The sequence below is a fragment of the Corynebacterium mustelae genome, assembly GCF_001020985.1.
Taxonomy (GTDB): domain Bacteria; phylum Actinomycetota; class Actinomycetes; order Mycobacteriales; family Mycobacteriaceae; genus Corynebacterium; species Corynebacterium mustelae.
Window position 1 is genome coordinate 1,840,294 of the sequence record NZ_CP011542.1, and the last position, 12,821, is coordinate 1,853,114.

Annotated in this window: 13 protein-coding genes and 1 pseudogene; 3 read left to right on the plus strand and 11 right to left on the minus strand. The window is 50.1% G+C overall.

Annotated elements, in window-relative coordinates; all coding sequences use genetic code 11:
• Positions 1-255 precede the first annotated feature (255 nt).
• The 3 genes from CMUST_RS08380 to CMUST_RS08390 all read left to right on the plus strand — a co-directional run bounded on the left by CMUST_RS08380 (position 256) and on the right by CMUST_RS08390 (position 2,723).
• The gene (locus CMUST_RS08380) at positions 256-1,641 is read left to right on the plus strand and encodes a TIGR01777 family oxidoreductase (RefSeq protein ID WP_047262146.1); all 1,386 of its coding nucleotides are present in this window, start codon (positions 256-258) and stop codon (positions 1,639-1,641) included.
• Positions 1,642-1,775: 134 nt separating this feature from the next.
• Entirely contained in the window at positions 1,776-2,246 is a 471-nt protein-coding gene (locus tag CMUST_RS08385) for a type III secretion system chaperone family protein (protein WP_052844598.1), read from the plus strand.
• Between the two features lie 9 nt (positions 2,247-2,255).
• Positions 2,256-2,723: a hypothetical protein gene (locus tag CMUST_RS08390; protein WP_052844599.1), complete on the plus strand. Its 468-nt coding sequence runs from the start codon at positions 2,256-2,258 to the stop codon at positions 2,721-2,723.
• 459 nt (positions 2,724-3,182) lie between these two features.
• Here the strand turns inward: CMUST_RS08390 and nusB are convergent.
• The 11 genes and pseudogenes from nusB to ruvX form a co-directional block, all read right to left on the minus strand.
• A pseudogene (nusB, locus tag CMUST_RS17055) lies at positions 3,183-3,710 on the minus strand (transcription antitermination factor NusB); the annotation flags it as partial.
• Positions 3,710-4,273: an elongation factor P gene (gene efp / locus CMUST_RS08400; RefSeq protein WP_047262147.1), complete on the minus strand. Its 564-nt coding sequence runs from the start codon at positions 4,271-4,273 to the stop codon at positions 3,710-3,712. The gene efp and the pseudogene nusB, both read right to left, overlap by 1 nt.
• 267 nt (positions 4,274-4,540) lie before the next feature.
• The gene (locus CMUST_RS08405) at positions 4,541-5,632 is read right to left on the minus strand and encodes an aminopeptidase P family protein (RefSeq protein WP_047262148.1); all 1,092 of its coding nucleotides are present in this window, start codon (positions 5,630-5,632) and stop codon (positions 4,541-4,543) included.
• Positions 5,633-5,775: 143 nt separating this feature from the next.
• Positions 5,776-6,213, minus strand: coding sequence for a type II 3-dehydroquinate dehydratase (gene aroQ / locus CMUST_RS08410; protein WP_047262149.1), 438 nt, complete (start codon positions 6,211-6,213; stop codon positions 5,776-5,778).
• A 14-nt stretch (positions 6,214-6,227) separates the two neighbouring features.
• Positions 6,228-7,304, minus strand: a complete 1,077-nt coding sequence (gene aroB / locus CMUST_RS08415; protein ID WP_047262150.1) for a 3-dehydroquinate synthase — start codon at positions 7,302-7,304, stop codon at positions 6,228-6,230.
• A 107-nt stretch (positions 7,305-7,411) separates the two neighbouring features.
• On the minus strand, positions 7,412-7,924 hold the full coding sequence (locus CMUST_RS08420; RefSeq protein ID WP_047262151.1) for a shikimate kinase: 513 nt from the start codon (positions 7,922-7,924) through the stop codon (positions 7,412-7,414).
• A gap of 36 nt (positions 7,925-7,960) precedes the next feature.
• The gene (gene aroC / locus CMUST_RS08425; protein ID WP_047262152.1) at positions 7,961-9,163 is read right to left on the minus strand and encodes a chorismate synthase; all 1,203 of its coding nucleotides are present in this window, start codon (positions 9,161-9,163) and stop codon (positions 7,961-7,963) included.
• 50 nt (positions 9,164-9,213) lie between these two features.
• Positions 9,214-9,786 (minus strand): prepilin peptidase, encoded by a 573-nt coding sequence (locus CMUST_RS15985; protein ID WP_236690198.1) that lies wholly within the window; start codon positions 9,784-9,786, stop codon positions 9,214-9,216.
• Positions 9,787-9,817: 31 nt separating this feature from the next.
• Complete coding sequence (locus CMUST_RS08435; protein WP_047262153.1) at positions 9,818-10,666, minus strand: shikimate dehydrogenase; 849 nt, start codon at positions 10,664-10,666, stop codon at positions 9,818-9,820.
• 218 nt (positions 10,667-10,884) lie between these two features.
• A complete protein-coding gene (gene mltG / locus CMUST_RS08440) occupies positions 10,885-12,036 on the minus strand; it encodes an endolytic transglycosylase MltG (protein ID WP_047262154.1) in 1,152 nt (383 codons plus the stop codon).
• 51 nt (positions 12,037-12,087) lie between these two features.
• Positions 12,088-12,615 carry a Holliday junction resolvase RuvX gene (gene ruvX, locus CMUST_RS08445; RefSeq protein ID WP_047262155.1) on the minus strand — a complete coding sequence of 176 codons (528 nt, stop codon included), beginning with the start codon at positions 12,613-12,615 and terminating at the stop codon, positions 12,088-12,090.
• Positions 12,616-12,821: the final 206 nt, after the last annotated feature.

A 12,821-nucleotide genomic window follows, 5' to 3' on the forward strand; every position in this document is an offset into this window, starting at 1 on the left:
CCGCATCTACGACTAGGAAAAGCGAATGTGTAATTCATTGGTCAAGACACCATCCGCATACCAAAAGCAGGATGATTCCATTCCGCAGCATTGAATCCCGGCTGTCAATCACTAACCATCCCGACTAGCGTTGCTGCCGGATCCCAAACTTTCACTTATGCTTGTCAACCAGAAGCACAATGCCCGCGTTTTACTAGTCAAAATATCGGGTGCCACGCATCACCACCGTTAAAACCAAACGAAAATAGGACTGCCATGAGCCTCGTAACCAGCCACATCGTCCCAGGTTCCCGCGAAGAAGTGTGGAATTGGCACACTCGCCCTGGCGCTGTAGACAGGCTAACACCGCCGTTTTTTCCTTTTACGCCCATTCAGGCAACTACAGATTTGGCTCAGGGAACTACTATATTTTCGTTACCTGCTGGTTTACGGTGGGAGGCCCGCCACGACCTTTCCGGTTACGTTAAGGGCTTTCGGTTCACCGATGTTTGCGTAACCGCTCCTATCCGCGCATTGGCAAATTGGCGCCACAGCCATGAGTTTTGCGAGGTAGACGTCGATGGGGCTCCGGCAACTAGAATCACGGATGAGGTACGAACTCGGTTGCCAAAAGCATCACTTGCGCCGATGTTCGCGTATCGGCAGCAACAATTGATTCACGATATTCAAAAAATGGCGGAATTTGCGGAGATATCGAACAAACCGCTGCGGTTTGCAGTCACTGGTTCGCGGGGTCTTGTGGGGCGGGCATTGGTTGCCCAACTGACCACGTTGAGCCACAGTGTGGTTCGGTTGGTTCGTGAGAAACCCGAAAAGGTGAATTCTGATCCTAACGCCATTCTATCGGAGCGGTTTTGGGATTCTGCTCATCCTGATCCACAGCTTCTAGCCGATGTTGATGTATTGGTTCACTTAGCCGGTGAACCCATTTTCGGCCGTTTCAACGATGCACACAAGAAAGCACTTCGAGATAGCCGCGTAGGACCAACGGCCCGGTTGGCCTCGTTGGTTGCAGATTCAGCCCGATGCCACGTCATGGTGTCGGCCTCAGCCATCGGATTTTATGGTTTTGATCGTGGCGATGAAATTCTCACAGAGGAATCTAGCTCAGGGTCGGGATTTTTGGCTGAGTTAACGCGCGATTGGGAAGAGGATTGTGCACCAGCAATATCCGCGGGTAAGCGAGTCGTTGTTGTTCGTACTGGAGTGGTATTGAGCACGCGAGGTGGGATATTGCCAGTTTTGCGGACAGTATTTTCTACTGGTCTGGGGGGAAGATTTGACGATGGTGGCGCATGGTTTTCGTGGGTGTCATTAGATGATTTGACGGATACGCTGATTCGGGCATCGCTGGATTCCAGGCTAACCGGTCCGGTTAATGCGGTGTCCCCTACTCCGGTAACAAATGCTGAAATGGTTCAGGCCTTAAGTGCGCAGCTACGACGACCCGCGCGGTTTCCAATTCCTGCTCTCGGCCCCAAAGTGTTATTGGGGGCACAAGGCGCAGAGGAATTGGTGTTAGCCTCGCAGAAAGCTATGCCTGGGCGATTGTTAGAACTAGGGCATAAGTTCCGATATCCGACGATTGAACAGGCACTGGCGCATGAGTTAGGCGGGGAAAGGCTTTTCGACGCCACCTAGGCTTTTCTTGTGTGATGTTTCCGGGGTATCCCTGGGGTAGCAAATATTAAATTTCTTTCATATTTGCACCTAGGTTGCGCACGTTTGCTGTGTCGCTGTTTCGCTACCTATATTGCGAACCATATTTTTAAAATATGTCTCCGAAAAGCATCGAAGAACGGCTGACGGTTCGCGGGTTCATGCTGCCCGATGTCACTGAGATTTTGGCGGCTGAAGGCCTGGAATCTATTAATGATGGCAACCGCATTACCACCAGCTTTGTGGATCACACTGTGTTTTTCCAGACAAAAGATGACTTCTTGGCGCTAGATTCCGTATGGCGTGGAATGGTTCCGATTGCGAAGACCACTCGGCTACTGACGCTATGCAATGAGTGGAATACGATGCATGACGCCCCCACACTGCAGTTTCAAGAATTGGGCAGCGATTCATTGGAGTTGCAGTGTCGGCGCAGTCTACGGGTCGTAGATGGGGTTAGTGTAAACCAGCTAGGGGCGTTTGTACTGACTTCACTTGACGCAATTATGGCGTGTTGGAATTACGTAGCCGGCGAGTTGCCGTACTACATGAACTGGTCATTGCCGGAAATTGACGGAGTTTCGTAAGAAGGTGTGGTGAGAAAGTTGCATAAGCCAGCGGACTCGTATCGAATTCCGGTTGCGGTTAATTTTGGCATGGTAGTGGCTGCCATGTCGGAATTAGGGATTGCGATACATCCAGCTTCGCAAAAAGCGGATAGGGGTCAGGCAAGCATTAACGGGGTCCCATTTTTGTTTGCTTTGCTTCCAACTGCGGTGATAGTGCGAGGTGTAGTTAAAATTTCAGATTCCAGTGCTGCGGAGGATATTTTCCCTCATGTCTCATGGTTATTGGCCTGTAATAAGGTCAATGTTTCACTCAACTGCGGTCGGGCGTCGGTGGTAACTGTGTCAGATGGTTATCACATACGCGCAGAGGTAGAGTTGCCATTAGCCACCGGCCTGAGCCGTCTGCAGCTGCGATCAGGGTTGCGGGCTGCAGTAGATGATATTTTTAATATTCTAGAAAAGATTGAAGCGGCGCAACGTGAAGCTACGTTTTAGCCTTAGGTTACGCCGCAGATGTTTCGCAACTGCCCTCATCACGTGGTGGCGGTTTTTCGTCGCGTTTTAGGACTTACGCTATTCTTACTCGTCAGCCGCTGTTTCTGTATCTGGTAGGAGGGCCCGAACGCGTTGATCACTTCTTAAGCTATCATCGTTCGACGCTACCTCTGTTTGAGTGACAACCTCTTTTTCTAACTCGGACGCACCAGATGCCTCACCAGACTGTTCCAACTCTGATTCTTCGCAGGTCTCCGGTAGACCGATGACAGCCTCTGCCTCATTGAGAGAAGCTGCCGCAGTGGTAGATTCGTCACCGTAGCGATCTTCTGCGTCGGTAATTGTTGTTTCTGCAACCGCGAGTGCTTCTTCGAAAGACACATCAGAAAAATCGTCAAAGTCATCGTCTAGCTTTTCGACGTCGTGTGGCGGCTTATTGTCTACACCAGTGACGGTCTCGGATTCAGCTTCGGATTCGTCGATAGGCTCCGGTATAGGAGAACGTAGTTCATCAATATTTTTTAGCGCCGAGTCTAACACTGCGTTGATATATCCTGGTGCGGTGGCACCGGAATACTGAGCAGCCATTTCGATCGCTTCAGTCATCGCTGTTTTTAAGGGCACATCTTCGTTGAAGATCATTTCCCACACAGCCACCCGGAGGATTGCCCGATCTACAGCTGAGATGCGGTGTAGCTCCCAATCTTCGGAAAGATAGGCTGCAATGACATCATCAATGCGATTAAGTTCTTCAGCTGCGCCAGCGATTATCTCCCGAGTATAGGCCGCGACCGGTGCAACAATAGATTCATCGATTCGAGCCAAATTTACTCGGTCTTGCACGATAGCTACCGGATCGACGTCGCGAGCTTCAGCTTCGTACAAGATGTCGACAGCACGGCGGCGTGCTTTGAAGCGAGAGCCGTGCCGTTTCCAGTTTTTCGCCTGGTTGCGAGATGAGTTAGATGAATTATTATCGGCCACGATTAGTTGTTCACGCGGGAGAGGTAGGAACCATTACGGGTGTCAACTTTGACAATGTTGCCAGTTTCGATGAACAACGGCACCTGAATCTCAGCACCAGTCTCCAAGGTCGCAGGCTTAGTGCCACCGGAAGAACGGTCGCCTTGCAGACCAGGTTCAGTATGGGAAACAGTGAGATCCATGGAGATTGGGAGCTCAGCAAAAAGTGGTTCGCCATCGTGGAACGAAACTTGAATGGTGGTATTTTCCAGCATGAATTTTGCACCGTCGCCAACGAGATGCTCGTCAAGTTCAATTTGTTCGTAGGTCTTATCGTCCATCACCACGTAGGAGGAACCATCGTGGTAAAGATAGGTCATGTCGCGACGATCAACTGTAGCCGTTTCGACCTTTACGCCAGCGTTGAAGGTCTTGTCTGTGACTTTGCCGCTAACAACATCCTTAAGCTTGGTGCGTACGAAAGCTGGACCTTTGCCTGGCTTTACGTGCTGGAATTCGATGATTTGCTGGAGCTTGTTGTCGATCTTGAGTACAAGACCGTTTTTGAAATCAGCTGTGGTTGCCACGACAGGTTACTTCCTAACGGGTTTGAATTTTTCAATGGATTAACACAAAAACCAAACTCTGGTTTTCTAACTGTGCAAGGTTACACCACTGTGACGGCTATTTGCTAACCCGTACCGACGACAACCAATATTCTATCGTTTCTTGTGGCTTTCCTTGCATAGCCACAAGATGCAGACGGGTGGGCCTATCGAAGTGTAATCTCGGGTGCTTTTCGACGAACCACCGACGCCACTTACCGCAGCATCATTCAACCCAACCCTAACGGGTCAGATGATCAGAAGGTCCTTTGGTAGCCGCGTTAGATTGTCGGCAACACCACTTGTAATCAACAATGTATCCTCAATGCGCACTCCCCCTTTGCCCGGAACATAAATACCCGGTTCGATGGTTAACGTCATATTCTCTGCTAATTCCCCACTACCAGTAACCGCCGCCCACGGTGCTTCGTGGACATCTAGGCCAATCCCATGGCCGGTAGAGTGAACAAAGTATTCGCCATAACCAGCGTCGGTTATAACATCGCGGCATGCTTTGTCGACGTCGACAAGCTGGGCTCCGGGCACCGCAGCTGCACAGCCAGCCAATTGTGCCCGGAGTACAATGTCGTAAATTTCTTTGACAAAATCGGAAGCCTCGCCCACCACAACAGTACGCGTGGTATCAGAGTTAAAGCCTCGGTCATGCGCACCGAAATCAATAGTGACTAAATCTCCAACCTCAATCACCCGATCGGTTGCGCTATGGTGCGGTTTAGCGGAATTTGGACCGGAAGCAACAATCGTGTCGAAGCTAGGCCGTTCTGCTCCTTTGATCCGCATCTTGAATTCCAAATCAGCAGCGATTTCACGTTCAGTACGACCAGCTTGAATAAGCCCGTCATCGATTAATTCCCAGAATGCAGAATTAGCAAGCTCAGCTACCGCACGCAGCCGTTCACGCTCCAACGGATCTTTTGTTATTCGAATCTCTTCAATCACCCCTGAGATTGGAACCAACGTCACATCTTCACCGCAAGCTTCTTCAAGTTTCTTAAACTCAGAAACTGAGACAAAATCTGCCTCGAACCCCACTCGACGCGGCCCCGAAATCTTCGACAATAGAGTTGTTGCGCAGGCGCGCGCATTGATCGCCTCAATATCAGGCACTTCTTCTGCAATTTGCGTCGTGTACCGGCCGTCAGTAGCGATTAAAGCTGACAGGTCTTTATACACAGTCAACGCTGCATTGGAGCCTGAAAAACCAGAAAGATACCGCACATGGGTTAGATGAGTTACTAGCATAACGTCCACGCGCTGAGCTGCAAGTTTTGCCGCCAGAGCACGACGCCTAGTTAAAAATCGAGTATCCGATAAAGCCACTGTGAATCCTTACGATCAAAAAAACGAGATGAGGTCAAAGACTTCAATCAGTTTCGGTTGTTTTTAGTTGTCAAATACCTAACAATGTAGTCAAAAATCGGTGCATTGCTTGTTGTAGGTCGTGATATACATAATAAGCGGTTTTAAGGTTCCCGCGTGCTAAGCGCATCGATAGCTAGCAGGTAACCGTAAGTTCCTAAACCTGCGATTACGCCAATTGCCAATGGGGACAGGTAGCTGTGATGTCGGAATGGCTCCCTGGCGTGAATATTCGAAATATGCACTTCGATGAATCCTGCTAGATCAGCGACCTCAGCCAACGCGTCGCGAAGCGCAACAGAAGTATGGGTAAAACCACCCGGGTTGATTACTATTGGCCAATTATTATCAGCCGCCTCGTGAACCCAGTCGATTAATTCACCTTCGTGGTTCGATTGTCGACAATCCACCGTGACATTTCGAGTTGCAGCGTGATAAGAAATGGTTTCTTCCAACTCCATCAACGTAACCGATCCGTAGATCTCCGGTTGCCGTTTTCCCAAGCGATCCAAGTTTGGGCCATTGAGAACCAAAATATGCATCAGATCTCCTTGCGTCATGCTTCAGTTAACGCCTGGTAGGCGGCTTCGAGCTCTGAATAGGTGGCATCTTCAAGCCGAGTACACCTGCCTACGGATTCAAGAGCCACAAATCTGATATTGCCATCTCGATTTTTCTTGTCCTTTGTCATAGCACCGTACAATGCGTCAAAGTCCCGAGCATCGTAGCTTGTAGGCAAACCTATCGATGCCAGAATGTCGTAATGGCGTCGTAGCAATTGTTCGTCGATCAAACCCCGCCGATGGCTTAGTTCTGCGATGAAAATCATTCCTACTGCAACCGCGCAACCATGACGCCATCTGAAATTTTCGACTAGCTCAATGGCATGACCAAACGTGTGTCCATAGTTCAGAATTTCCCGAAGTCCGGCTTCTTTAAGATCTTGCCCTACAACTGAAGCTTTTACTCGGACCGACCGAGTTATTAATTCGGGAAGATAGCCCTCAACGCTTAGGCATTGGTCAGGGTGTTGTTCATAGAGATTTAAGATTTCTGGGTCAGCAATAAAACCAGTTTTGATAATTTCTGCCGAACCCGCCACGAGTTCATCCTGTGGAAGCGATTGCAATAGATCCAGATCGATGTACACTCCGCGCGGCTCGTGAAATGCACCCACCAAATTTTTTCCCGCTGCGGTATTGATCCCTGTCTTTCCGCCAACCGCGGCGTCAACCATTGCAAGCAATGTCGTAGGAACCTGCAGCACTGCAATTCCACGCATCCAGGTAGCCGCGACAAACCCCGCAAGATCGGTAGCTGCACCACCACCTAAACCAATCACCACATCTCGTCGGCCAAAGGATTTGTCTCCCAATTGATCCCAACATGACTCCGCAACCCTGAGTGTCTTGCCAGCTTCAGCATCTGGGATAGAGATAATGTGTGGTGCTATACCAATGTGCTCCGCACGTTTTGCTATCTCTTGTGCGTAGTCGGCCACAGCGTCCTGGCTAATGATCGCCACCTGGCTCGGTTTCAAATCCGCTAGGTCCATAAGGATGATGTCAATAAGATCATGTCCGATATGCACGGTGTATGGTTGGGCGCTAGCAACTGTAACTGTGGTGCTCATAGGTATCTTTCGTGTAGTAAAGCTGGTCAGATCAAAACCGAAATCGAGAACCGGAATTGTTTCTTCATAGATCCTGTCTATGGGGATAATGGTTTAACCTTGAATCCCTATTGGTTGTTGTCAATTACCGAAAGTATATCGGCAACCACTTGCTGCGGGGAGCGTTGATCCGTACGAATTTTAAGATCCGCAACCTCCGCATAGAGGTGGTTTCGTGTATCGAGTAAATCTTGATACCGCGCGTTAGGGTCATTCGCATGAAGAATCGGTCGGGAATCGTCATGACTGGTTCGACGAACACCTTCTTCAGCAGGAATATCTAGCCAAACCACAAATGCGTCCAACAATTTCGTGCGGGTGGATTCAGTCACCACCGCGCCACCACCCAAACTGAGCACAGCATGCTGCATAAGGGCTGCGGCAACGAGTTCGGCTTCAACACGACGAAACTCGGGTTCACCAACTGCGGTGAAATATTCTCCGCATGCGACTCCCGCCGATTCCTCGATGAGAAGGTCTGTATCAAGAAATTGCATCCCTAATGCGCGTGCGAGACGCCGACCGATAGTTGTTTTACCAGAACCTGGCGGCCCGACGAGAACTACTGCGGGTTGTGCCATAACCTTCCTTTGAACGTGAATCAAATAATCTAGGGCTTAGAACTGCAATCGCTTTTCGACGCGGTCAAGGTAGCCACCAATATTGCGGTTGGTTTCTGAAAGACTATCACCACCGAATTTTTGCAACACTGCCCGCGCTAAGACCAATGCCACCATTGCTTCTGCCACAACTCCAGCAGCAGGTACAGCGCATACATCGGAACGCTGGTGGATACCGGTAGCCGGCTGTCCAGTCGCCATGTCAATGGTTTTTAAGGCACGCGGAACGGTAGAGATCGGCTTCATAGCGGCGCGCACCCGAAGAGTCTCGCCGTTAGTCATACCACCTTCTAGTCCGCCCGCACGATTAGTGATACGTCGGAGTGTTCCACCGTCTCGCACCATTTCATCATGTGCTTCAGATCCTCGCCGGCGAGCTTCCGCAAATCCATCGCCTATCTCAACCCCTTTGATCGCTTGGATGCTCATGACCGCAGCCGCAATCTGGGCATCTAATCTATCCTCGGCCGAGATATGAGAACCCAAACCAATGGGTAATCCACTAACAAGCACTTCAACAACTCCACCTAAGGTGTCGCCTTGTTTCTTCGCTGCCTCAATTTCGGCAACCATACTCGCCTCGGCATCCGGATCAAAAGCTCGGACAGGTGAAGCATCAATGCGTTGAAGATCTTCAAAGGTAGGTTCGACACCATCAGCAGATTCCGAAGCGCCGATTGAGATGACATGGGAAAAGACTTCCACTCCGAGAGTTTCTCTTAAGAAATTCCGAGCCACCGTTGCAACTGCCACCCGTGCTGCAGTTTCACGCGCAGAGGCGCGTTCTAATATCGGGCGAGCTTCATCAAGATCGTATTTCAACATTCCAGCAAAGTCAGCATGTCCGGGACGCGGACGTGTGAGCTTAGCCGCCCGGCCGGAACTCATCGCTGATGCGACTTCAGGATCATCTAAATCGAGAGGATCAGCAGACATGATGGTGGTCCACTTAGGCCACTCCGTATTCCCAATCATGATCGCGATAGGACTACCCAATGTCTCACCATGGCGCACACCACCCAGTATGGTCACATCATCTGCTTCAAATTTCATACGGGCGCCGCGGCCGTATCCCAGCCTGCGTCGAGCAAGTTGATACGAAATTTCATCGCGGGTAATCGGCACGCCTGCAGGCATGCGTTCGAGCAGTGCGACCAACGCTTGGCCGTGAGATTCTCCTGAAGTAGTCCAACGAAGCATGTTCGCAATTATGACACGATAACCGAGAAAACTTGGCTTTTACCCCCGGTTTATGGGGAGAAAATACGCGCTTCGGGGCATAAAACTAAAACAACGGCAGTTGCCAGTAACATTGCCGGCCCGTGTGGGACTTTGACATCGCGCATCCGCCCAGTCCCATTAACTGGCTGTTTATTAGTCATTAGCGATTGAGTGGAAGTCACATGAAAATCTTTCTTGCTGGCATTGTGCGAATTTAGTGGTGTCGGCATTGCGTTACGTTTGAGGAAAAACGCATAGACGATACTGAGCAATTGTGCTAACAGTACAGCCGCAAACACAGGCGCTAGAGCAGAATTTCCGATCAAGGTTCCCGTAACCAGAGCGAGTTTGATGTCTCCGCCACCAATACCACCGGCAGACACACCGCGTAGCCGTATCGCAATGAGACGACTAAGCGCATACAAGCCCGACCAGACGAGCCCACCAACTACCGAGTCTAGACGTTCAGTCGACACCGCTAACATCCATAGGAATATTATTGCAGGCACAACCAACAGATTCGGTAGCTGGTAATACCGTAGATCCCACCATGTCAGGACGAGTGCCCAGACAAAACACGTGACATAAAACCCAACGACCATTTCTGGCACCACTTAGCCATGTCCTCTTATATCAGACCGATATCCCCAGTGCCCGACACAATGCCAGCCACATTGCGTCCCTAGGGGCAGCATAACCAGTGAATTGCTCAAATTGCCCATATGCCTGGTGCGCAAGCATAACATGCCCCCCGACTGCAGAAATCCCGTTGCGGTGAGCAGTTTCAACCAGCAAAGTTGGCCACGGGTCATAGATCACGTCAATGATAGGTGCCTGAGCGATAATAGGCACGTAATCCGGTATTCCAACAGACGGGACAGTGGAAATGATAACAGCTGCTTTGGCACAAATTTCTGCCAGCGCTGTATCGAATCCACGAAATTCCAAGTTCACTCCTAAGAACTGCGCTAATGAATCAAACTCAAGGCTTCGGTCTGACCGGTTTACGATAATGACTCTTTTGACCCCTAATTGTGCTACCGCCCACACAGCTGGGCGGGCCGTTCCACCGGCGCCGATGATAACCGCATATTCTGAAGCGCTAAACCGCTTTTTATTCGCATCGTCCCTATTAAACAGAACATTGATCGCGCCAATAATTCCATCGCAGTCGGTATTATCGGCCACCCAGCTTGTCTCGTTGCGTCGAACCAATGTGTTAGCTGAACCGATCAAACGGGCACGCTCGGTGGCTTCGTCAGCCAAGGCCAGCGCTTGGAATTTTCCAGGCATAGTGACGGAAAAACCCCGGTATTGGTTGCTGGAATTAGACAATACCTGCGCAAGATCAGATTCATCACATTCGATCCTGTCATACTGCCAGTTTGATAAACCTAAGGCAGTATAACCGGCATTGTGCAAAACCGGAGACAACGAATGTTCAATGGGCTTACCCAACACGGCAGCGCGAAAATCAGACACAGTTCCCCTTTCCCACTGAAAGCAAAAGGCACAAGGCCAACACGTCGAAAAGCAACTATCCGCACAACCAGAGAAGTGCAGACGTTTCCACTAACGCTAAGGTGCTTTTGTTTCCGACGCAACACTACCAAGGCGTCGGTTCCACTATGGAAGTGTGATGCTGAAGAAAACCCACCACCGACTGGTATGTTTGCTGCACCAGCCAGTGGTGGAAAAGGCTATCGATTGGAATCCAATACCCCGTTTGCAAGGGACTCATCAACTGCCGCTAAGTGCTCTTCATAGGTATTGGTGAAAACCGTTGTTCCTTGCTTATCAACGGTGACAAAGAACAACCACTCGCCTACAGCAGGATTCTCCATCGCCTCAATAGCCTGGATGGATGCGGCAGCGATCGGAGTCTCAGGCAATCCGTCCTTGGCATACGTATTCCAGGCTGTTTCTCGCTTGCGATCCTCCTCGGTGGTTGCAACTTCCACAGTGGTCAGATCGTAATTGACGGTTGAATCGAATTCCAGCCGCATAGGCGCCTGAAGTCGGTTGAGAATAACGCGAGCTACTTTATCAAAATCACCCGCAGGTGCTTCGCGCTCAACCAAAGAGGCAGCTGTGACCAATTCATATGGACTTAAACCTATAGCCTGGGCGCGTTCTTCGATGTTCGTGTTTTCAAAGTTTTTTGCGGAACGGGAAAGTAAATCTGCCAGGATCTCTTGGGCATTGCTTTCTGGATCGACAACATATTCACCTGGAACAATCAATCCTTCAAGTCGCTTTGGATCATTCCCACGCGCGCGAACCTGGTCAACTGCCCACCTTGGAACACCCAACTGCTCCGGCTCAACCGTAGCCGCGACTTGCTGTAATTCCTGTACGCTGATGCAATTGGTGGAGCCTTCAGCACAGGTTACTTTGGAAATCTGCGTAAAGATACCGTCACGAGTGCCACCAGCAACCACGTTGACATCCATCAATGTAGCACCGCCAGCTATGTCTAACAGTTCTACTTGGTTAGCTGGATCCAGCAACGCCGCCACTGCCGCGGTTGCACTCATTTGTTGCTGCAATCGATACACACCAGGTTTAATGTTGTGAGCTTTGGGATTACTTAACGCAGCGGCTTGAAATACCTGTTCAGTTGCAACAATATCTCGTTCGACTAACTCGGGTCCAAGTTCGGAAATCGTCGAGCCTTCAGCAATCGTAACCAATTCCACTTGGCCGTTTCCTGTTCCTTCGTAATCGGAGGGGCCGCGATTAAAAACCGTCACCCCGATGTACGCCGTCGCCCCAATGAGTAGAACCAAACAAGCAATGAGAACCGCTAACCCTCGCTGCCGTCGTTTCACGTACTTCCGTTCCATACGCATAATCTTTTGGGATTCTCCTTGCCATAGGGACACTAACGGCAACCAATTTTACTAATCTTGGGCGGTAATCGGGGTGTGACGCTCCATAAATGACTGACGTCCGTCCAACCAAGATTGAAGTATCTCTACTGCTGCTGCTTGGTCGATGACCTTGCGTCCTGCTTTCTCGCTACGCCCACTTGACCGCAAAGCTGTGGTGGCTATTACTGTCGACAATCGCTCGTCCGCCATGCGCACGGGGATATCGTATCCACTGTTTTTCAGCCGCCTGCGGATACGAAACGCAATCTCCTTGGCGTGCTTGACGCTTTTCGAACCATTGCCTTTTAGATCCCTAGGCAAGCCAACGACGACTTCCACCACATGGTTATCAATTATTAGTTCTATCAGTCGGTCAATATCCGCTTTATCCGAGTCTTTAAAACCAGTCAGCCGAGAAATGGTTTCCAATGGCATCGCCATCGTAGCTTCCGAACCCGATAGTGCTACTCCAATACGTACACTACCAACATCGATTCCCAATCGCCGCCCGGGACCGGGATCTTCAAACCCTGGTTGATCCGGTTTCACTTCTGCCATTTTCCGCCACCCCGTTCTTGTGAAACTTCTACGTCCAATAAGTTGCTCTGAGCATAGAATTCAAAGTGCATTCTTACACTCGTCATTTTTCGCCACAGCCTGTCACCACTATAAAGCAAAGCATGAAAGTGGGCTTTCACATCTATCTAGGTGAAAACCCACTCCCAACTATCAATCAGCTTCACGATGTGAAGTCATTAATTTCG